General features: G+C 70.5%; 17 protein-coding genes. 12 read left to right on the top strand and 5 right to left on the bottom strand.

What is annotated here, in order from left to right; translation table 11 throughout:
* Positions 1 to 40 precede the first annotated feature (40 nt).
* Complete coding sequence (locus tag CTJ15_RS13585; protein ID WP_058389211.1) at positions 41 to 832, bottom strand: phosphoribosyltransferase; 792 nt, start codon at positions 830 to 832, stop codon at positions 41 to 43.
* Between the two features lie 105 nt (positions 833 to 937).
* Between CTJ15_RS13585 and CTJ15_RS13580 the strand changes: the two genes are divergently transcribed.
* From CTJ15_RS13580 to CTJ15_RS13565, 4 genes are all read left to right on the top strand, one after another.
* Positions 938 to 2,536: an ABC transporter substrate-binding protein gene (locus tag CTJ15_RS13580; RefSeq protein ID WP_079253385.1), complete on the top strand. Its 1,599-nt coding sequence runs from the start codon at positions 938 to 940 to the stop codon at positions 2,534 to 2,536.
* 118 nt (positions 2,537 to 2,654) lie between these two features.
* Positions 2,655 to 4,259: an ABC transporter substrate-binding protein gene (locus CTJ15_RS13575; RefSeq protein ID WP_058389210.1), complete on the top strand. Its 1,605-nt coding sequence runs from the start codon at positions 2,655 to 2,657 to the stop codon at positions 4,257 to 4,259.
* Positions 4,260 to 4,290: 31 nt separating this feature from the next.
* Positions 4,291 to 5,313, top strand: a complete 1,023-nt coding sequence (locus tag CTJ15_RS13570) for an ABC transporter permease (RefSeq protein ID WP_058389209.1) — start codon at positions 4,291 to 4,293, stop codon at positions 5,311 to 5,313.
* On the top strand, positions 5,310 to 6,215 hold the full coding sequence (locus CTJ15_RS13565) for an ABC transporter permease (RefSeq protein ID WP_027281042.1): 906 nt from the start codon (positions 5,310 to 5,312) through the stop codon (positions 6,213 to 6,215). The genes CTJ15_RS13570 and CTJ15_RS13565 overlap by 4 nt, the downstream gene beginning before the upstream one ends.
* A 60-nt stretch (positions 6,216 to 6,275) precedes the next feature.
* On the opposite strand, the gene CTJ15_RS13560 is transcribed toward CTJ15_RS13565, so the two are convergent.
* Positions 6,276 to 7,343: a sensor domain-containing diguanylate cyclase gene (locus CTJ15_RS13560; protein WP_058389208.1), complete on the bottom strand. Its 1,068-nt coding sequence runs from the start codon at positions 7,341 to 7,343 to the stop codon at positions 6,276 to 6,278.
* Between the two features lie 205 nt (positions 7,344 to 7,548).
* Here CTJ15_RS13560 and CTJ15_RS13555 point away from each other — a divergent pair, with 205 nt between their 5' ends.
* The 4 genes from CTJ15_RS13555 to CTJ15_RS13540 all read left to right on the top strand — a co-directional run bounded on the left by CTJ15_RS13555 (position 7,549) and on the right by CTJ15_RS13540 (position 12,012).
* Positions 7,549 to 9,285, top strand: a complete 1,737-nt coding sequence (locus CTJ15_RS13555) for an ABC transporter ATP-binding protein (protein WP_075822860.1) — start codon at positions 7,549 to 7,551, stop codon at positions 9,283 to 9,285.
* 120 nt (positions 9,286 to 9,405) lie between these two features.
* A complete protein-coding gene (locus CTJ15_RS13550) occupies positions 9,406 to 10,278 on the top strand; it encodes an ABC transporter ATP-binding protein (RefSeq protein WP_019461651.1) in 873 nt (290 codons plus the stop codon).
* Positions 10,275 to 11,012: an ABC transporter ATP-binding protein gene (locus CTJ15_RS13545; RefSeq protein WP_058389206.1), complete on the top strand. Its 738-nt coding sequence runs from the start codon at positions 10,275 to 10,277 to the stop codon at positions 11,010 to 11,012. Before CTJ15_RS13550 ends, CTJ15_RS13545 begins: the two co-directional genes overlap by 4 nt.
* 133 nt (positions 11,013 to 11,145) lie before the next feature.
* The gene (locus CTJ15_RS13540) at positions 11,146 to 12,012 is read left to right on the top strand and encodes a GntR family transcriptional regulator (RefSeq protein ID WP_193009677.1); all 867 of its coding nucleotides are present in this window, start codon (positions 11,146 to 11,148) and stop codon (positions 12,010 to 12,012) included.
* An 18-nt stretch (positions 12,013 to 12,030) separates the two neighbouring features.
* On the opposite strand, the gene uvsE is transcribed toward CTJ15_RS13540, so the two are convergent.
* Together uvsE and cysK are read right to left on the bottom strand one after the other, a co-directional pair.
* A complete protein-coding gene (gene uvsE / locus CTJ15_RS13535; RefSeq protein WP_058389205.1) occupies positions 12,031 to 13,083 on the bottom strand; it encodes a UV DNA damage repair endonuclease UvsE in 1,053 nt (350 codons plus the stop codon).
* A gap of 105 nt (positions 13,084 to 13,188) precedes the next feature.
* Positions 13,189 to 14,190, bottom strand: coding sequence for a cysteine synthase A (cysK, locus tag CTJ15_RS13530; RefSeq protein WP_058389204.1), 1,002 nt, complete (start codon positions 14,188 to 14,190; stop codon positions 13,189 to 13,191).
* A 99-nt stretch (positions 14,191 to 14,289) separates the two neighbouring features.
* Here cysK and CTJ15_RS13525 point away from each other — a divergent pair, with 99 nt between their 5' ends.
* On the top strand, positions 14,290 to 14,736 hold the full coding sequence (locus CTJ15_RS13525) for an Rrf2 family transcriptional regulator (RefSeq protein ID WP_019461645.1): 447 nt from the start codon (positions 14,290 to 14,292) through the stop codon (positions 14,734 to 14,736).
* A gap of 303 nt (positions 14,737 to 15,039) precedes the next feature.
* Here the strand turns inward: CTJ15_RS13525 and cobA are convergent, their stop codons facing one another.
* Entirely contained in the window at positions 15,040 to 15,879 is an 840-nt protein-coding gene (gene cobA, locus CTJ15_RS13520) for a uroporphyrinogen-III C-methyltransferase (protein ID WP_099781619.1), read from the bottom strand.
* 95 nt (positions 15,880 to 15,974) lie between these two features.
* Here cobA and CTJ15_RS13515 point away from each other — a divergent pair, with 95 nt between their 5' ends.
* The 3 genes from CTJ15_RS13515 (at position 15,975) to cysT (ending at position 19,720) form a co-directional block, all read left to right on the top strand.
* A complete protein-coding gene (locus tag CTJ15_RS13515; RefSeq protein ID WP_019461642.1) occupies positions 15,975 to 17,702 on the top strand; it encodes an NADPH-dependent assimilatory sulfite reductase hemoprotein subunit in 1,728 nt (575 codons plus the stop codon).
* A 144-nt stretch (positions 17,703 to 17,846) separates the two neighbouring features.
* Positions 17,847 to 18,884 carry a sulfate ABC transporter substrate-binding protein gene (locus CTJ15_RS13510; protein ID WP_058389202.1) on the top strand — a complete coding sequence of 346 codons (1,038 nt, stop codon included), beginning with the start codon at positions 17,847 to 17,849 and terminating at the stop codon, positions 18,882 to 18,884.
* Positions 18,881 to 19,720: a sulfate ABC transporter permease subunit CysT gene (gene cysT, locus CTJ15_RS13505; RefSeq protein ID WP_019461640.1), complete on the top strand. Its 840-nt coding sequence runs from the start codon at positions 18,881 to 18,883 to the stop codon at positions 19,718 to 19,720. Before CTJ15_RS13510 ends, cysT begins: the two co-directional genes overlap by 4 nt.
* The last annotated feature ends 37 nt before the right edge of the window (positions 19,721 to 19,757 follow it).

The raw sequence follows: 19,757 nt of genomic DNA, 5'->3' as shown, positions 1-19,757 counted from the left end.
CCGGGTCCAGGCTTCCTGGTGGGAGCCGGTGCGGGAGCGGTCAGGCCAGGCCATGGGGCGCGGGCAGCAGGACCGGAGGTAGCGTGGCTGCGTCCGGCACCCAGCCCGGCCCGGTGCCAGGGGCCCCGTTGACTGCCGTCCCGGCCGGTGTTCCCGTGGATGCCGGGCGCAGCAAGGGCGTGGCGAAGCCCGCCGCGACCGGCACCTCCACAGGCCAGGAGGCGCGCCAGCGGTCGCCCTGCGCCATGCCGACGCAGAGGCCCACCGGCCTCACCCCCGCCGCCGCCAGCAGGGCCAGCCCGGCCAGGGCGGAGCTGCCGGTGCTGATCACGTCGTCCACCAGCAGCACGCGGCGCCCCGCGAGCCGGTGCAGCACGCGCGGGTCCAGCCAGATGCGGCGCTCGTCCGTCGCGGTGGAGGAAGAGACAGGCACCGAGGGGGCGTCCGTCCCGTACCAGCGCTTGCGCGAATAGCCGGCGGCGACCCAGTTGGAATGGCCCAGCGTCTCGGCCACCGGGGCGGCCAGGACATGGCCCAGCGTCGGCAGGCCGCAGACCACCTCCGCGCCCAGGGGCCGCGCCGCCTCGGCCATCCAGCCGGCCAGGGCTCGTACCACTGCGAAGGAGGCCTGGTTGGCGATGAAGCCCGTCACCGCGATGGCGCCATAGTCGCGCAGCGGCAGCCAGAGGCGCGAGCCGTCGGGCATCGGCGCGGGGAAGCGGTGCCCGTAGGGCGGGCCGGGGTCCTCGGACGCCGCCGAGAAGGATTGCCAGAACTCCATGCCGCCGCCGGTGCCATGGCGCGCGGCACGGGTCCAGCGGCAAAGCCGCATGCCCGTTCCGTGCCCCCGGCGCCGGCGCCCGAACGGGCCATGGCGGGGTGGCGCGGGGCGGTCTATCCTGGAGCGGTCTTCACGATTTGGATAACGGATCGCAACATGATGGCCTCCCGCCGCGCGCTGCTGGCCGGCTCCGCCGCCGCTGCCTTCGCCATGACCCATTCGCGCTGGGCCGAGGCCCAGTCGCCGTCCGGGGTCATCGTCTTCGCCAAGCAGATCGACGACCTGATCAGCCTCGATCCGGGCGAATGCTTCGAGTACACGGGCTCCGAGATCTGCGGCAACGTGTACCAGAAGCTGGTGACCACGCCGAACAGCAACCCCTCCCAGCTGGTGGGCGAGCTGGCGGAGAAGTGGGAGGCGTCGGAGGACGGCAAGACCTTCACCTTCACGCTGCGGGAGGGGCCGAAATTCGCTTCCGGCAAGCCGGTGACGGCGGAGGACGCGGCCTGGTCGCTGCAGCGGGCGGTGATCCTGAACAAGACCCCGGCCTTCATCATCAACCAGTTCGGCTACACCAAGGACAACGTGGCGCAGATGATCCGCGCCACCGGGCCGCGCACGCTGGTGATGCAGACGGCGCAGGAGACGGCGCCGACCTTCCTGCTCTACTGCCTCTCCGCCGTGGTGGGGAACGTGGTGGAGAAGGCCGTGGCGATGTCGCACGAGCAGAACGGCGACCTTGGCAATGCCTGGCTGAAGCAGAACTCCGCGGGCTCCGGCCCCTATGCGGTGCGTGCCTGGCGGGCGAGCGACAGCGTGACGCTGGAGGCCAACCCGAACAGCACCGTGGCGCCGAAGACGAAGCGCGTGATCCTGCGCCACATGCCCGATCCCTCGGCGCAGATGCTCGGCCTGCAGCGCGGCGACATCGACATCGCGCGCAATCTGAGCTCCGATCAGATCCGGCAGACCAAGGCGGACAGCAGCTTCAAGGTCCAGTCGCAGCGCAAGGCCAGCCTGCTCTATGTCGCGATGAACCAGAAGCATCCGATCCTGAGCAAGCCGGAGGTGCGTCAGGCGATCAAGATGGCGATCGACTATGACGGCATCCAGAAGAACATCGTGCCTGACCTCTATGCGGTGCATCAGGCCTTCCTGCCGGAAGGGCTGCCGGGCGCGCTGACCGACAAGCCCTTCCGCCATCAGATCGCCGAGGCCAAGGCACTGCTGGCCAAGGCGGGGCACGCGGACGGGTTCGAGATCACCTTCGACTACGCCTCGGTCTCGCCCATCAGCGACATCGCGCAGGCGATCCAGGCGAACCTCGCCGAGATCGGCATCCGCGTGCGGATGCTGCCGGCGGAGCAGCGGCAGGTGCTCACCCGCGTCCGCGCCCGGCAGCACGAGATCTCGATGAGCCGCTGGGGCAGCGACTACTTCGACCCGAACTCGAATGCCGAGACCTTCGCGGTCAACACGGACAACAGCGACGACGCGCGCAACCGCACCTCCGCCTGGCGCTCCTCCTGGCTGATCCCGGAATACTCCGCCCAGGTGGTGGCCGCGGCGAAGGAGCGCGACCCGGCGAAGCGGACGGAGATCTACCTGAAGCTCCAGAAGGAACTGCAGGAGCACGGCCCCTTCGCCTTCGTGTTGCAGGAGATCGAGGTCTCGGTCAGCCGCAAGGGCGTGAGCGGCTTCGACATGGGCCCGATGAACGACCGCCACCGCTATGTGGAGATCGTGAAGGCCTGAGACGGGCTCCGGCGCTCCCCGTGGGCGCCGGTCCGGTGGCCTCCGTGAAAGCACAGGCTTGGCAGCCTCGCGCCGGGCGCTAGGCTCGGGTTTCCCCGCGAGGTCCGAGGCAAAAGCGATGACCACCCGACGTGCCCTGCTGGCCGGCTCCGCCGGCGCCCTGGCCCTGCCCGCGCTGCTGCCGGGCCAGGGTTCCGCCCTGGCCCAGTCGCCGCCCGGCGTGGCGGTGATCGCCAAGCAGATCGACGACATCATCAGCCTGGACCCGGCCGAGAGCTTCGAATTCTCGGGCAACGAGCTCTGCGGCAACATGTACCAGAAGCTGGTCCGCAACGACGAGAAGGACCCGACCAAGCTGACCGGCGACCTCGCCGAGCACTGGGAGGCTTCCTCGGACGGCAAGAGCTTCACCTTCCGGCTGCGGAAGGGGGCGAGCTTCTCCTCCGGCAAGCCGGTGACGGCGGAGGATGTGGCCTGGTCGCTCCAGCGCGTGGTGGCGCTGAACAAGAGCCCGGCCTTCATCATCAACCAGTTCGGCTATACCAAGGACAACGTGGCGGGGATGATCCGCGCCACGGCGCCGGACGCGGTGGTGCTGGCCACGGCCGAGCCCGCCTCGCTGAGCTTCCTGCTCTATTGCCTCTCCGCCAATGTGGGGGCTGTGGTGGAGAAGGCCGTGGTCGCCTCCCATGAGGCCAATGGCGATTTCGGCAATGCCTGGCTGAAGCAGAACTCCGCGGGCTCGGGGCCCTTCATGCTGCGCGCTTGGCGGGCCAGCGACAGCGTGACGCTGGAGGCCAATCCGCACAGCGAGACGCCGCCGAAGACGAAGCGGCTGGTGATCCGCCATGTCGCCGACCCCTCGGCACAGCTCCTCGGGCTGCAGCAGGGGGATTACGACGTGGCCCGCAACCTGCAGGCCGACCAGATCAAGGGGTTGCAGGGCAATGACCGCTTCCGCATCCTGGAACAGCGGCGGGCGATGGTGATGTTCCTGTCGCTGAACCAGAAGAACCCCTTTCTGGCGAAGCCCCAGGTGCGGCAGGCGATCAAGTGGGCGATCGACTATGCCGGCATCCAGAAGAACATCGTCCCCTCGACCTATGCCGTCCACCAGGCCTTCCTGCCCGAGGGCCTGCCCGGCGCGCTGACCGAGAAGCCCTTCCAGGCCGATGTGGCGAAGGCGAAGGCCCTGCTGGCCGAGGCGGGGCATCCGGAGGGGTTCGAGATCGGCTTCGACTACTTCTCCGTCTCGCCCTATGCCGACATCGCCCAGGCGATCCAGGCCAACCTCGCCGCCATCGGCATCCGCGCCCGCATGCTGCCGGCAGAGCAGCGGCAGGTGATCACCAAGACCCGCGCCCGGCAGCACGACATCGCCCTGGTCTACTGGGGCAGCGACTATTTCGACCCGCACAGCAATGCCGAGGCCTTCAGCATCAACACGGACAACAGCGACGACGCCCGGAACCGGACCCTGGCCTGGCGGGCCTCCTGGCCCATCCCGGACCTGTCGAAGCGGACGGTCGAGGCGCTGCGCGAGGGCGACGGGGAGAAGCGGGCCGCGCTCTACGAGGCGTTGCAGCGGGACCACCAGCAGTCCAGCCCCTTCGTCATCCTGCTCCAGGCGATCGAAGTGGCCGTGACGCGGGCCGGGGTTTCGGGCATGAGGCTCGGCGTGATGAGCGACCAGACCTCCTACGCCGGTATCAGCAAATCGTGACACCCCATTCCTCGCGCGGAGGAGGGCTCCGTTGAGCCCCGGCCGCGCACGCCTGAAGGCGCTGGCGGCCACCCTTGCCAGCGTCCCGATCACCCTGTTCGGCCTGACCCTGGTGACCTTCTTCATCGGGCGGGTCATGCCGATCGACCCCGTCATCGCCATCGTGGGCGACCGCGCGCCGCAGGACGTGGTGGAGCGGACCCGGCTGGAGCTGGGCCTCGACCAGCCCCTGCCGGTGCAGTTCGTCCGCTACCTGGGCCAGTTGCTGCATGGCGACCTGGGCCGGTCGGTGATGACCTCCAACACCGTGACGCGGGACATCGCCAACTTCTTCCCGGCGACCTTCGAACTGGCCACGGTGGCGATCATCCTGGCGGTGCTGATCGGCGTGCCGCTCGGCGTCTGGGCCGCCAGCCGGCAGGGCAGGGCAGTGGACCAGGCGGTGCGGCTCTTCAGCCTGTCGGGGCATTCCATCCCCGTCTTCGTGCTGGGGTTGGTCAGCCTGCTGGTCTTCTATGCGAAGCTGGGCTGGCTGCCGGGGCCGGGGCGACAGAACGTCGCCTACCAGGACATGATCGACGTCCACACGGGGATGCTGACCATCGACGCGGCGCTGGCCGGGGAGTGGGACGTGTTCTGGGACGCCGTGGCGCATCTGGCGCAGCCGGCCGGGGTGCTGGCCTTCTTCTCGCTCGCCTATATCGCCCGCATGACGCGGGCCTTCATGCTGGCGGAGCTGCGTTCGGAATACGTGACCACCGCCCGGGCCAAGGGCCTGTCCGGCTTCCGCATCGTCTGGGGGCATGCCTTCCCCAACGTGGCGGTGCCGCTGGTGACGGTGGTCTTCCTCACCTATGCCGGGCTGCTGGAAGGGGCGGTGCTGACCGAGACGATCTTCTCCTGGCCGGGGCTCGGCCAGTACCTGACCGTCTCACTCATGAATGCCGACATGAACGCGGTGCTGGGCGCGACGCTGGTGGTGGGGCTGATCTATGTCGTCCTGAACCTGCTCTCCGACCTGCTTTACCGCCTGCTGGACCCGCGCGTGCGATGACCGCCAAGACCTTCTCCCGCGCCTGGCTGCTCTCGCCGGCCCCGGAATCCCGCCGCCAGGCCGCCTGGGGGCAGCGCTACCAGGCCTGGCTGGCCTTCCGCCGCAACCCGCTGGCCATGGCCGGGCTGATCGTGGTGGTTCTGCTGCTCGCGCTCTCGCTGCTGGCGCCGGTGCTGGCGACCCACGACCCGAACATCCAGGACCTCGCCAACCGGTTGCAGCCCTGGTCGGCGCAGCACTGGCTGGGCACGGACGAGCTGGGGCGCGACGTCTATTCGCGCCTGCTCTATGGTGGGCGGATCACGCTCGGTATGGTGGTCGCGGTGGTGGTGCTGGTGGCGCCGCTCGGCCTCGTGGTGGGCTGCATCGCGGGCTATGCCGGGGGGATCTGGGACCGCATCCTGATGCGCGTCACCGATGTCTTCCTGGCCTTTCCCCGGCTGATCCTGGCGCTGGCCTTCGTGGCCGCCCTGCGCCCGGGGGTGGAGAGTGCGGTGATCGCCATCGCCCTCACCGCCTGGCCGCCCTATGCCCGCCTCGCCCGGGCGGAAACGCTGACCATCCGCCGCACCGACTACATCGCCGCGGTGCGCCTGTCCGGCGCCTCGCCGATCCGGGTGGTGCTGCGGCATGTGGCGCCGATGTGCATCCCCTCCCTGACGGTGCGGGTGACGCTGGACATGGCCTCGATCATCCTGACCGCCGCCGGTCTGGGCTTCCTGGGGCTGGGGGCACAGCCGCCGCTGCCGGAATGGGGCACGATGATCGCGACGGCGCGCCGCTTCGTGCTGGAGCAGTGGTGGGTGCCGGTGATCCCGGGCATCGCCATCTTCGTGGCCAGCCTCGCCTTCAACCTGCTGGGCGACGGACTGCGTGACGTGCTGGACCCGAAGCAGCGCTGAGGTGGTGTGGGTTTCCCCCCGGCGCGCGGCCGCCCCGCCAATCCCGCGCGTGATCCGGTATCAGGCGGGGACGTAGACCACCCGGTTCCGGCCCGCCCGCTTGGCGAGGTAGAGGCCCTGGTCGGCCCGCATCAGCGCCTCCTCGAAGCCCTCGCCCGCCTGCCAGACGGTGACGCCGACCGAGACGGTGACGCCGAGCGTGGCGGTGGGCAGGACCACGGGGGTATGGGCAAGCGCCGCGCGCAGCCGCTCCGCGATCTCGTGCCCCTGGGCCGCGCCGGCGCCCGGCGCCAGGGCGACCAGCTCCTCCCCGCCATGCCGGGCGAGGTGGTCCCCCTCCTGCAGCGCGCCGCGCAGCGTGGCGGCCACCGCCTTCAGCACGAGGTCCCCGCCGGCATGGCCATGCCGGTCGTTGATCGCCTTGAAATGATCCAGGTCGAGCAGCATCAGCGCGCAGGATCCACCTTCCCGGCCCAGGCGTGCCGCCTCCGCCATGGCGAAGCGGATGAGGCCCCGGCGATTGGCGATGCCGAGAAGCGGATCGGTGGCGGCCAGCCGGTCCAGTTCCCGGTTGGCGGTCCGCAGGGCCTCCAGCTCCTTTCGCAAGGCCAGGGCATCCGGCGACTGCCGCTGCGCCGAGATGTCGGTCAGCAGGGTGAGGTAGCCGCCCCCCGGCATGGGGCAGCCGGCCACCAGCAGGTGCACCCCGCCGGGGCGCTGCCGTTCGAGCTGGAAGCGGTGGCCACTGCGGATCGCTTCCTTGCGGAAGGCGGCATGGCGCATCGAGGACCCCGGGCCATACTCGCCCGTGGCGGCAATGCGCTCGATGATGGGCTGGACAGGGGCAAGGGGAAGCATATCCGCCGCGGCCACGGGGAAGGTGTCCTGCCAGGCGTGGTTGGTGAGGGCCAGCCGCATCTCCGGGTCGGTCACCATCAGCGGCTGCGGCAGGAGCATCAGCGCCTCCCGCAGGAGGGGGATGGTTTCCAGCGAGAAGTTGTGGCCGGACCACCCGTTGCCCGCCGGTCCGCCGTTCAGCCGCTCGACCAGCCGTGGGCCGGATGGGGCGATCTCCGGGTCCGTGGTGATCTGGAGTGGGGTTGTGCGTTCTGGTGTGGCGACCGGCATGTCATCCCGGACAGCAGAGGTGGCAGGTGAGGTGACGAGTCTGGAAATATCCGCAATCGGAGCGTGTATAACAGTTCTGTGATGCGAAGGCGATACAAACACTCGCCATGCCGTCGCGCTGGCCGGGCAGGGACGGGCTTGACGCTTCCCCCGCAACGGGGTTCTGCACCCCTGTCCCCGCCGCGCCGCCGTGAGTCCCCGCCCCATGCTCCGTCGCTTCTTCGCCTATTACCGCCCCTGGCGGCGCCTCTTCCTGCTGGATTTCGGCTGCGCAGTGCTGTCGGGCCTGCTGGAACTGGGCTTTCCCATCGCGGTGCGGGCCTTCGTGGACCATCTCCTGCCGCGGCAGGACTGGCCGCTGATCCTGCTGGCCTCGGCGGGGCTGATCTTCATCTACCTCGCCAATACCGGGCTGATGGCCATCGTGAACTACTGGGGCCACATGCTCGGAATCAATATCGAGACGGAGATGCGGCGGCGAGCCTTCGACCACCTGCAGAAGCTCTCCTTCCGGTTCTATGACAACCAGAAGACGGGCCATCTGGTGGGCCGGCTGACCAAGGACCTGGAGGAGATCGGCGAGGTCGCGCATCATGGGCCGGAAGACCTGTTCATCGCGGTGATGACCTTCCTCGGCGCCTTCGCGCTGATGCTCTGGGTCAATATGCCGCTGGCCCTGATGACGGCGGTGATCGTGCCGCTGACGAGCTGGATCTCCACCCACTACGGCAGCCGCATGACCCGCACCTGGCGCGCCATCTACGGCCGCGTCGGCGCCTTCAACGCGCGCATCGAGGAGAATGTCGGGGGCATCCGCGTGGTGCAGGCCTTCGCCAACGAGGATCACGAGAGGGCGCTCTTCGCCCGCGACAACACGGGCTACCGCGATACCAAGCTGCAGGCCTACCGCATCATGGCGGCCAGCCTGTCCATCTCCTATCTCGGCATGCGGCTGACGCAGATGGTGGTGATGGTCGCCGGGGCCTATTTCGTGATCCGGGGCGAGCTCACGGCCGGCGGCTTCGTCGGCTTCCTGCTGCTGGTCGGCGTCTTCTTCCGGCCGGTGGAGAAGATCAACGCGGTGCTGGAGACCTATCCCAAGGGCATCGCCGGCTTCCGCCGCTACATCGAGCTGCTGGAAACCCGGCCCGACGTGGCGGATGCGCCCGATGCCGTGCCGGCGCCGCCGCTGCGCGGCGACATCCGCTTCGAGCACGCCTCCTTCGGCTACACGCCGGACAAGCCGGTGCTGCGCGATATCGACCTGGAGATCGGAGCCGGGGAGACGGTGGCCTTCGTCGGCCCCTCCGGCGCCGGCAAGACCACGCTCTGCTCGCTGCTGCCGCGCTTCTACGAGCTGGATACCGGGCGCATCACCATCGACGGGATGGACATCCGCCGCATGACCCTGGCCTCGCTGCGGGCGCAGATCGGCATCGTGCAGCAGGACGCCTTCCTCTTCTCCGGCACGCTGCGGGAGAACATCGCCTATGGCCGCCTCGATGCCGGCGAGGCGGATATCCGCGAGGCGGCACGGCGCGCACGGCTGGAGGCCATGATCGCCGCCCTGCCGGAAGGGCTGGACACGGTGGTGGGCGAGCGCGGGGTGAAGCTGTCGGGCGGGCAGAAGCAGCGCATCGCCATCGCCCGGATCTTCCTGAAGAACCCGCCGATCCTGATCCTGGACGAAGCCACTTCCGCCCTCGACACCGAGACGGAGCGGGCCATCCAGGCCTCGCTGGCCGAGCTCTCCGAGGGGCGCACCACGCTGGTGATCGCCCATCGCCTCGCCACCATCCGCAACGCCGACCGGATCGTGGTGGTGGACGCCTCCGGCATCGCCGAGCAGGGCCGCCATGCCGATCTGGTGGCGCGCGGCGGGATCTACCGCCGCCTGCACGAGGCGCAGCACGGGCCGGCCGGTACGACGCGGGCGGGGTAGGGGGCGCCTTTGCACCCAGCTCCGGGGGAGGGGAGCCTTGTCCCCTGGGATGGCGCAACGCCGGACGTGACGCGAAAGCCTGAATTCCCCTCCGCGCGGTGCTGTTCTAGAAAGGCGGGAATGGCCGAACCCCTCGTCGAGATCCGCAACCTGCGGGTCGCCTTTGCCTCCGCCACCGGCGTCACGCCCGCCGTGCGCGGCCTGTCCCTGACCCTGGGCCGGGAGAAGCTCGGCATCGTGGGGGAAAGCGGCTCCGGCAAGTCCGTGACCGGCCGCGCGCTGATGCGCCTGCTGCCCGGCAGCGCGGATGTGCAGGCCGATGCGCTGCGCTTCGGCCGCACCGACATCCTGAAGGCGCCGGAGCGGGAGATGCGGCGCCTGCGCGGCGGCCGTATCGGGCTGATCCTGCAGGATCCGAAATACAGCCTGAACCCGGTGATCACCATCGGCCGCCAGATCACCGAGGCGCTGCGCCAGCACAAGCGCGTCGGCCGGGGCGAGGCGCGGGACCGGGCGCTGGCGCTGCTGGAGAGCGTGCGCATCCGCGATCCGAAGCGCGTGCTGGAGTCCTACCCGCACGAGGTTTCGGGCGGCATGGGGCAGCGCGTGATGATCGCCATGATGCTGGCGCCGGAACCCGACATGCTGATCGCCGACGAGCCGACGAGCGCGCTGGATTCCTCGGTGCAGGCGGAGATCCTGCGCCTGATCGGCGATCTGGTGGACAGCCGCGGCATGGCGTTGATGCTGATCAGCCACGACCTGCCGCTGGTCAGCCATTTCTGCGACCGCATCCTGGTGATGTATGCGGGGCAGGTGATGGAGGAGCTGAAGGCCTCCGAGCTGCACAAGGCGGAGCATCCCTATACGCGTGGCCTGCTGGCCTGCCTGCCCTCGCTGGCCAGGCCGCGCGGCCGCCTGCCGGTGCTGACGCGCGATCCGGTCTGGCTGGAGCCGCAGGCTCCCGTCCATCATGGAGGAGCCGCGTCGTGATCGAGGTCGGCGACCTGCATGTCCGCTTCGGCAGCACTCATGCGGTGAAGGGCGTCTCCTTCTTCGTTGGCCAGGGCGAGAGCTTCGGCCTCGTCGGGGAAAGCGGTTCCGGCAAGTCCACCGTGCTGCGCACCCTGGCGGGGCTGAACGAGGACTGGTCCGGCACGGTCATGGTGGACGGCAAGCCGCTCGGGCGGCGGCGCGACCGGGAGTTCCACCGCCGCGTCCAGATGGTCTTCCAGGACCCCTATGGCTCCCTGCATCCGCGCCAGACGGTGGACCGCCTGCTGTCCGAGCCGCTGCTGATCCACGGCATCGGCGAGGTGGACCAGCGCATCGTGCGGGCGCTGGACGAGGTCGCGCTGCCGCGCGCGGCGCGCTTCCGCTTCCCGCACCAGCTTTCCGGCGGCCAGCGCCAGCGCGTGGCCATCGCCCGCGCGCTGATCGCGGAACCGTCGGTACTGCTGCTCGACGAACCCACCAGCGCGCTCGACGTCTCGGTGCAGGCGGAGGTGCTGAACCTTCTCGCCGACCTGCGCGCCGCGCGTGGTCTGACCTTTCTGCTCGTCAGTCACAACCTCTCCGTGGTGGCGCAGATCTGCGAAAGGCTGGCGGTGATGCAGAACGGCGAGATCGTCGATCTGCTCACGGAATCGGACCTTCGCAGCGGGCAGGCGCATCACGCGCATTCGCGGGACCTGCTGCGACTTTCGCGGGAGCTGGAAGAGGGCTGAGAAGCCGTCGCGTCGGGCCCGGGCTGCGTGACAACCGCCCGGGGCGTGATCTCATCACAGTGTGAGCATGAACGGGCTGCCACAGAGGGTGGAACGGTCGTTTTCCGGAACGGAAGCGGCTATGCCGCTGATGATGACTGAGCCCGATGCAAGCGCATCCCCGTTCCACCGCGACCTCGCCCGGGACATCCTGCTGCGGCTGCGCGCGCGTGGCGCCCGGCCCGGCGATCGCCTGTCGCGCCTCGGCCTCGCCCGGGAATTCGGCGTCAGCCGCACACCGGTCCTGGCCGCGCTCGCCCTGCTGGAGCGTCTCGGCGTCGTGGCCACCGAGGGGCGTTCCGTCAGGATCCTCGATCCCGACTACGATCCGGCGCGCCTCGACGTTGCCGACGAGACCGCCCGCCTGGTGCTGCGGATCGCACGTGAGCGGCGCGACGGAAATCTGCCCGAGGACGTGTCGGAGCGGATGCTGCGGCAAAGGACCGGGGCCAGCCGCACGGCGTTGCAGGAAGCCTTGCATCATCTGGAGGCGGTGGGGATCGCCACGCGCAACCGCGGCCATGGCTGGCGGCTCAGCGTAGGTTTCGCGAGCGAGGAGGAGCGCGTGGCTTCCTACCGCTTCCGCCTGATGCTGGAACCGGCCGCGCTGCTGGAGCCACGGTTCAGCCTGTCCGCCGACCGGATGGCCGCCATGCGGGAGAGCCAGGAGGTCGCCCTGCGGCGGCAATGGCGGGAGGAGGACGTGCCGCGTTTCTACGAGGGCGCCGCGGCCTTCCATCTCGCGCTGGCGCAGGGCTGCGGCAACCGTTTCGTCATCCAGGCGGTGGAGATGCAGAACCGCCTGCGCCATCTCTACGGGCTGCACCTGCTGAACCGGGAGCGCGCGCATGAGGCGGCGCGCGAGCATCTCGGCATCCTCGATGCGCTGGAACTGGGCGACCGCCCCCTGGCGGCGGAACGGATGCGCGCGCACCTGCAGGGCAGCATCGCCGTGCGGTAGAGGGCGCCCGCAGGGAGGTCAGGTCCCGGCCGGGATATCCTCCTCCAGCAACGCCGCTTCCTCGGCATCCAGGCGGCCCGCCTCCTCGGGCCGGAGGCCGAAGCGCAGCGCGACATCGGGGGCGTAGCGCAGCAGGTCGGGCCGCAGCCGGATCAGCGCCAGGTCCTTGGCCTTGGCCTCCAGCATCACGTCGAATTCCAGCCCTTCGGCGAGGCGCATGAAGGTGATGAACTCGAAGGGATTGCAGTAGTCGGCGTGGCCCGTCCAGACGGGCGGCACGAGCACGGTCTTGTTCTTGCCGGTCCGGCGGTCCTTGCGCTGCATCTCCCGCAATTCCGTTCGCGGCGAGGAGAAGTGGCATTTCGGGCGCACCCCCTCGGGCCAGGAGCGCAGAAAGCGTTCCAGCGCCGGGCGCATCGCCAGCCCTTCCGGGTTCAGGCACCAGAAGTGCTGGTGGTCGAAGATCAGCCGCACGCCGGTCCGCTCGTGAATCCAGATCACGTCGGCGGCGGAGAAGCGCAGGTCGTCGTTCTCCAGCACCAGGCGGCGCCGCACGGGCTCGGGCAGCCGTTCCTCCCAGCAGCGCACCCAGCGCTCCCGGCTGGCCGGCACGTCGCCATAGGTGCCGCCGACATGCACCACCAGCACGGCCTCCGGGCCGAGCCCCATGCGGTCCAGCATCTCCGCCTGGGCGGCGAGGTCGCGGATGCTCTTCTCCACCAGCACCGGATCGGGGCTGTTGAGCACGATGAACTGCGAGGGATGGAAGGAAAGCCGGATATCCAGCGCCCGCGCTCTGGCGCCGAAGGCGCGCAGCTCCGCGTCGCTTTCCGCGATCATGCCGTGGAACTGCGGCATGTCGGGGTGCGTGGCATAGGGCGCGAGGTCCGAGGACATCCGGTACATGCGGATGCCGTGCCGGGCGAGATAGTCCAGCGCCTGATGCATGTATTCCAGCGAGACACGGAGATGCGGCGCACTCTGCCAGCGCCGCGTGTCGTTGCTCCGGATCTCCGGCGCGCCCATCAGCTTGACGGGAAAGCCGAGGCGCAGCGGTTCCTGTGCGGCCATGCCGTCCGTCTTCCCCCTGGGTGTCACCCGTCGCCAACGCGGCATGGCGGCCGGGGTTCGGGGGCCTCGCCGAAGCGTGCGGACGGGGCCGCCCCAAGGGCCGCCCTAAAGGCCCTGGAACAGCGCCGTGGAAAGGTAGCGTTCCGCAAAGGAGGCGGCGATGCCGACGACCAGCCGGCCCTCCATTGCCGGGTCCCGCGCCACCTCCACCATCGCGTGCAGCACGGCGCCAGAGGAGATGCCGACCGGCAGGCCCTCCAGCCGTGCGCAGCGGCGGGCCATGGCCATGGCGTCGGACTCGCCCACGGCGCGGATCTGGTCCACCCGCTCCAGCTCCAGCACCCCCGGCTTGAAGCCGGCGCCGATGCCCTGGATGTCGTGCGGCCCCGGATCGTCCCCGGCGGACAGCACGGCGCTCTCGCGCGGCTCCACCCCGACGATGCGCAGGCCGGGCCGGCGCGGCTTCAGCGTGCGGGCGATGCCGGTCAGCGTGCCGCCGGTCCCGATCCCGGCGACGATGGCATCCACCGCGCCGCCGGTATCGGCCCAGATCTCCTCGGCCGTGGTCGCGGCATGGATACCGGGATTGGCCTCGTTGTCGAACTGGCGGGGAATCCAGGCGCCCGGCGTGGCGGCGGCGATGGCTTCGGCCCGGGCGATGGCGCCCGACATGCCGCGCCGGGCCGGCGTCAGCTCCACATGCCCGCCCATCAGGCGGATCATCTTCTGCCGCTCCACCGAGGCGCCGTCGGGCATCACCACGGTCAGGGCATAGCCCTTGGCGGCCGCCACGAAGGCCAGAGCGATGCCGGTGTTGCCGGAGGTGGGCTCGATCAGCGTGGAATGGCCGGGGCGGATCAGCCCCTGGCGCTCGGCGGCCTCCACCATGGCCAAGCCGATCCGGTCCTTCACCGAGCCGAGCGGGTTGAAGAACTCCAGCTTCAGCGCCAGGCGCGCCGGCAGGGCCTCGGCGGCTTCCAGCCGAGGCAGGCGCACCAGCGGCGTGGCGCCCACGAGGTCGAGCACGCTGTCGTACATCCGCCCCCTCGGCTGGCTCTGTTCGGCGTGGAATCGTTCCTCCGGCAGGGCGGGGGAGGGGGACGTCATGTCTTCTTTCATCGCGCCGTCTGGATTACCACGGTGCGGCGGCGTATTTTAGGGGGCATCAGGGATAAGGAACGGCCTCCACCCCATGTTGTTGCGCCCATGCTGCTGAAACAGGATCGAGCCCTCACCGCCATCTCCGTGATGCTGGATGTCGCCTTCCATGTCGGGCGCGGCGCGGAGGTGGCGAGCGGCGGGGACATCGCGGACCGCCTCGGCGCGGCCAAGCGGGGGATCGAGCCGGTCTTCCAGGCGCTTTCCCGTGCCGGGTTGCTGGACAGCACCCGCGGCCCGCGCGGCGGCTACCGCCTCGCCCGCCGATCGCGCGACATCCGCCTCTGGGATGTGGTGTCCGCCGTGGCCGAGGAGGAGGAAAGCCCCGACATGACCGGGCAGCTCCAGGCCGCCGTGGTGGCGCCGCTCTGGGGCGAGATGGAAGGCCTGCTGCGCGAGCGCCTGGAAGGGATGACCTTGGACGACCTGCTGCGCCGCGCCCAGGCGCGCGGCCTCAAGCGTCCCTCCACGGAGCCGCTGAACTTCGCGATCTGAAGTGGCGGCTGTTCGGGTTCCGGCCCGGGGGGGGCTCTGCCTCTCCGGCGCGATCCGGCGTCAGACAGAACCAACTCATCTGGCCCAGGGCCCGAAGAGTCCTGGCGGATAAGGGGAAAGGGGGGAAAAGAGGCGGAGCCTTGTCCCCCGGGCGGCAGGGTCAGAGCAGCGGCGAAACCCAGGTCATCAAGGCCAGGATGGTCGCGGCGATGGCCAGGGCCAGCGGGGCCGGGTCCGCCTCCTGCAGCAGCAGGGCCTCGATCTCGGCGTCCATGGCTTCCTTCTCCGGGTTCCGCATGGAGGTCAGGCCCGCTTTCCGGCCGGCAGCACCGTTTCGGGCCTGGCCAGGTCCTCCAGGCCGGGCAGCAGCGTGGCGGCGAGGCCGGCGACCTCGCCCACCACCACCAGGGCCGGCGTGGGCAGGCCGGCGGCCCGGGCGGCGAGGCTGCAACGGCCCAGCGTGCTACGCAGGGTGCATTGGCCGGGCAGGCTGGCCTGGGCGACGATGGCCACCGGGGTTTCCGGCGGGCGGCCCGCAGCCAGCAGGCGCAGGGCGATCTCGTCCAGCCGGCTCAGCGCCATGAAGGCCACCACCGTACCGCCGCCGCGGCCGAGCGAAGCCCAGTCCACGCTCTCGGGCAGGTTGCCGGCCTCGTCATGGCCGGTGACGAAGGTGACGGCGCTGGACACGCCGCGCTGGGTGAGGGGGATGCCCGCCGCCGCCGGGGCGGCGAGGCCGGCGCTGACCCCCGGCACCACGCGCCAGGGGATGCCGGCGGCGGTCAGCGCGGCGGCTTCCTCGCCGCCCCGGGCGAAAAGGAAAGGGTCGCCGCCCTTCAGCCGCACCACGCGCTGCCCGGCCCGGGCACCGGCCACCAGCCGGGCGTTGATCTTCGCCTGGGACAGCGGTGCCGCGCCCTTGCGCTTGCCCACCGGCACCAGCGTGGCCCGGGGATTGGCCAGTCGCAGCACGCCGCGCCCGGGCAGGGCGTCGTAGAGCACCAGATCGGCCCGGCGCAGCGCCTCGGCCGCGCGCAGGGTCAGCAGCGAGGGATCGCCCGGCCCGGCGCCGACCAGCCAGACCTCGCCCGGCCGCGGCGCCTCGCCGGCTGCCAGGGCCGAGCCGCGATCCAGTTCCGTCATCTGCGCACCGGCATGAGGGTTATCCTAAACTACGTTTGACAAGAGCTAATATTGGTATTTCACTTGGATCAAGAGGTTTAAGGCGCTTTTCGCATATGGCTCAGACCGGCACGACCACAGGCACCACCCAGAAGAAGCCGACGGGTGTGGAGATCAGCAAGCTGGCGAGCCGTGGGCTGCGTGGCGGGGTGGCGGCCGAGCTGTCCAGCACCGAAACCCGCGGCGGGGTCAGCGAGGACAGCTTCAACCTGCTGAAGTTCCATGGAACCTATGAGCAGTTCGACCGTGATACCGCCACCCCCCGCAAGCAGGCGGGACTGGACAAGGAGTGGCAGTTCATGGTCCGCGTCCGCGCCCCGGCGGGGCTGCTGACGGCGGAGCAGTACCTCGCCCTGGACGCGATGGCCGACCGCTATTCCAACAGCACGCTGCGTGTCACCACGCGACAGGCCTTGCAATTCCACGGCGTGTTGCGGGAAAACCTCAAGCCGACCATCGCGGCGATCAACCACACGCTGCTGACCACCATGGCCGCCTGCGGCGACGTGGTGCGCAACGTCACCACCACCCCGGCGCCGCGCCGGGACGCGATCCACCGGCAGCTCGTCGAGGATGCGCGGATGCTGTCCGAAAGGCTGCTGCCCCGGACGCGCGCGCATCACGAGATCTTCCTGGACGAGGAACCGGTTTCCGCCGTGCCGGAGGAGGAGCCGCTCTACGGCGCCACCTACCTGCCGCGGAAGTTCAAGATCGGCCTCGCCCATCCGGACGACAACACGGCGGACGTGCTGACCAACGACCTGGGCTTCATCGCCATCGGGGACGGGGCGGGGGGCATCGGCGCCTATCAGGTCTGCATCGGCGGCGGGCTGGGCCTGACGCACAACCGGCCCGACACCTTCCCCCGGCTGGCCTCCCCGGTGACGGTGGTGCCGCGCGAGCGGCTGCTCCATGCCGCCGAGGCGGTGGTGCGCTTCCAGCGCGACCACGGCGACCGCACCGACCGCCGCCGCGCCCGCCTGAAATACGTGATCGAGGATTACGGGCTGGACTGGGTGCGCGAGCAGCTCGCCCCCTATTTCGGCGGCGAGCTGGCCGATCCCGGCCCGCTGCCGCGCCTGTGCCTGCCGGAGCTGCTGGGCTGGCACGCCCAGGGCGACGGGCGCTTCTGGCTGGGCGTGCCGGTGCCGTCGGGGCGGATCGCCGACCAGGGGCGGGTGCGGCTGCGCACGGCGCTGCGGGAGGTCGTGACGCGCTGGGGCGCCAACCCGGTGCTGACACCGCAGCAGGACGTGATCCTCGCCGACCTGCCGGCCAATTCCCGCGAGGCGGTGGAATCGCTGCTGCGCGAGCACGGCGTGACGCTCACCGAATCGCTCTCCCCCCTGGCCCGCTGGGCCCTGGCCTGCCCGGCGCTGCCGACTTGCGGGCTGGCGCTGACCGAGGCGGAGCGGGTGCGCGACCCGCTGGTGGCGGAGATCGAGGCGGCGCTGGAGCGGCAGGAGCTGCTGGACGAGCGGATCAGCCTGCGGATCACCGGCTGCCCCAATGGCTGCGCCCGGCCCTATGCCGGGGATATCGGGCTGGTGGGCCGCGTGCCGGGGCATTTTGCCATCTTCGTCGGCGGCGATTTCGAGGGCACCCGCCTGTCCTTCAAGCTGCACGAGCGGGTGCCGCAGGGGGAGATCGCGGCCCGGCTGGAGCCGCTTTTCGCCGCCTTCGCCGGGGACCGGCGGGAGGGGGAGGGCTTCGGCGACTTCTGCCACCGACTCGGCCCCGATGCCCTGCTGGCGCTGGGGGCAGCGGAATCCGTCCCGGCCTGATCCCGCGCCGCAGCGACGGACCGGGTAGCCACAGGGCCCCTGCCAATGGGGCCCTGAACAGGAGTTGAGCGGACACCGCTTGCCTTCGCCCATCCGGACGAAGCATCGTGCGCTTCGGTCCGAGAGAAGATAAGGAGCCGCGCCTTGCTTCGCCTGAACCGACGCCAGGTTCTCTCCGCCCCTCTGCTCGCCGGGCTGGCCGCCACGCCGTTGCTGGCCGCGCGCCGGGCCTCGGCCCAGCAGGTGCCGCCGCTGCTGAATGTCAGCTACGACCCGACGCGGGAGCTCTACCGCGACTTCAACGCCGCCTTCGCTGCGCAATGGGCGAAGGACCATGGCGGGCAGAGCGTGCAGATCCGCACCTCGCATGGCGGCTCCGGCGCCCAGGCGCGCTCGGTGATCGACGGCCAGCCGGCGGACGTGGTGACGCTGGCCCTGGCCTATGACATCGACGCCATCGCCGAGCGCGGGCTGATCGCGAAGGACTGGATCACCCGCCTGCCGCACAACAGCGCGCCCTATACCAGCACCATCGTGCTGCTGGTGCGGAAGGGGAATCCCAAGGCGATCCGGGACTGGGGCGACCTGGTCAAGGACGGCGTGGGCGTCATCACCCCCAATCCCAAGACCTCGGGCGGGGCGCGCTGGAACTATCTCGCCGCCTGGGCCTGGGCGAAGCGCCAGCCGGGCGGCTCCGATGCCACGGCGGAGGACTTCGTGGCGAAGCTCTTCCGCAACGTGCCGGTGCTGGACACGGGCGCACGGGGCTCCACCACCACCTTCGTGCAGCGCGACCAGGGCGACGTGCTGCTGGCCTGGGAGAACGAGGCGCACCTCGCCTTCAAGGAGTTCGGCGCCGGGAAGTTCGAGATCGTCTATCCCTCGCTCTCCATCCTGGCCGAGCCCTCGGTGGCGGTGGTGGACCAGGTGGTGGAGCGCAAGGGCACGCGCGCCGTGGCGGAGGCCTATCTGCGCCACCTCTACTCGCCGGAGGGCCAGCGGATCGCCGCACGCAACTTCTACCGCCCACGCGACGCCGCGGCGCTGGCCGCCGCCGGCGCCACCTTCCCGAAGCTGGAGATGGTCACCGTCGATGACAGCTTCGGCGGCTGGGCGGCGGCGCAGAAGGCGCATTTCGCCGATGGCGGCTCCTTCGACCGGATCTACAAACCGGGACGATGACCGCCGCCAGCCTCCGGATGCCGCGTCGTGACCCCGTGGCCGGCTTCGGCCTCTCGCTCGGGGTCACGCTGCTCTGGCTGACCGCGATCGTGCTGGTGCCGCTGCTGGCGCTGGTGCTGCGGCCCTGGGAGATCGGGGTTTCCGGCGTGCTGGCCTCGCTGGCCGAGCCGCGCGTGCTGGCAGCGCTGCGGCTGAGCTTCGGCGCGGCCTTCCTGGCCACGTTGTGCAACCTGCCGCTGGGGCTGCTGCTGGCCTGGGTGCTGGTGCGCTACCGCTTTCCCGGGCGGCGCCTGATGGATGCGGTGGTGGACCTGCCCTTCGCCCTGCCCACCGCCGTGGCGGGGCTGGCGCTGACCGCGCTCTTTGCCACCAATGGCTGGCTGGGTACGCCGCTGGCGGCGCTGGGCATCAAGGTCGCCTTCACGCCGCTGGGCGTGATCGTCGCCATGGCCTTTGTCGGCCTGCCCTTCGTGGTGCGCACGGTGGAGCCGGTGCTGCGCGACCTGCCGCTGGAGGCCGAGGAGGCGGCGGCGACGCTGGGCGCCACCCGCCCGCAGGTGCTGCGCCGGGTGGTGCTGCCCGCCCTGGCGCCCGCGCTGCTGACCGGCTTCGGCCTTTCCCTGGCGCGCGCCGTCGGCGAATACGGCAGCGTCATCTTCATCGCGGGCAACATGCCGATGGTGAGCGAGATCGCGCCGTTGCTGATCGTCACCCGGCTGGAGCAGTTCGACTATGCCGGCGCCGCCGCGATCGGCCTGGCCATGCTGCTGATCTCCTTCGCCGTGCTGCTCTGCCTGAACCTCGCGCAGCGCTGGCTGCGCAGGGGCCGCCGCTGAGCGGCGCGGTTCCGGACCGGGGAGGGCGGCCGGCGGC

The organism is Roseomonas sp. FDAARGOS_362 (assembly GCF_002754815.1).
GTDB lineage: Bacteria > Pseudomonadota > Alphaproteobacteria > Acetobacterales > Acetobacteraceae > Roseomonas > Roseomonas mucosa.
Note: the sequence above shows the minus strand (reverse complement) of the source record. Positions and strands in the feature narration are given on the sequence as shown.

Coding starts and splice junctions, on each gene's coding strand:
- CTJ15_RS13585 (WP_058389211.1), bottom strand. CDS start 832: ATGCGGCTTTGCCGCTGGACCCGTGCCGCGCGCCATGGCACCGGCGGC.
- cobA (WP_099781619.1), bottom strand. CDS start 15,879: ATGACGGAACTGGATCGCGGCTCGGCCCTGGCAGCCGGCGAGGCGCCG.
- cysK (WP_058389204.1), bottom strand. CDS start 14,190: ATGACGTCCCCCTCCCCCGCCCTGCCGGAGGAACGATTCCACGCCGAA.
- uvsE (WP_058389205.1), bottom strand. CDS start 13,083: ATGGCCGCACAGGAACCGCTGCGCCTCGGCTTTCCCGTCAAGCTGATG.
- CTJ15_RS13560 (WP_058389208.1), bottom strand. CDS start 7,343: ATGCCGGTCGCCACACCAGAACGCACAACCCCACTCCAGATCACCACG.
- CTJ15_RS13555 (WP_075822860.1), top strand. CDS start 7,549: ATGCTCCGTCGCTTCTTCGCCTATTACCGCCCCTGGCGGCGCCTCTTC.
- CTJ15_RS13525 (WP_019461645.1), top strand. CDS start 14,290: ATGCTGCTGAAACAGGATCGAGCCCTCACCGCCATCTCCGTGATGCTG.
- CTJ15_RS13575 (WP_058389210.1), top strand. CDS start 2,655: ATGACCACCCGACGTGCCCTGCTGGCCGGCTCCGCCGGCGCCCTGGCC.
- CTJ15_RS13515 (WP_019461642.1), top strand. CDS start 15,975: ATGGCTCAGACCGGCACGACCACAGGCACCACCCAGAAGAAGCCGACG.
- CTJ15_RS13550 (WP_019461651.1), top strand. CDS start 9,406: ATGGCCGAACCCCTCGTCGAGATCCGCAACCTGCGGGTCGCCTTTGCC.
- cysT (WP_019461640.1), top strand. CDS start 18,881: ATGACCGCCGCCAGCCTCCGGATGCCGCGTCGTGACCCCGTGGCCGGC.
- CTJ15_RS13565 (WP_027281042.1), top strand. CDS start 5,310: ATGACCGCCAAGACCTTCTCCCGCGCCTGGCTGCTCTCGCCGGCCCCG.
- CTJ15_RS13580 (WP_079253385.1), top strand. CDS start 938: ATGATGGCCTCCCGCCGCGCGCTGCTGGCCGGCTCCGCCGCCGCTGCC.
- CTJ15_RS13540 (WP_193009677.1), top strand. CDS start 11,146: ATGACTGAGCCCGATGCAAGCGCATCCCCGTTCCACCGCGACCTCGCC.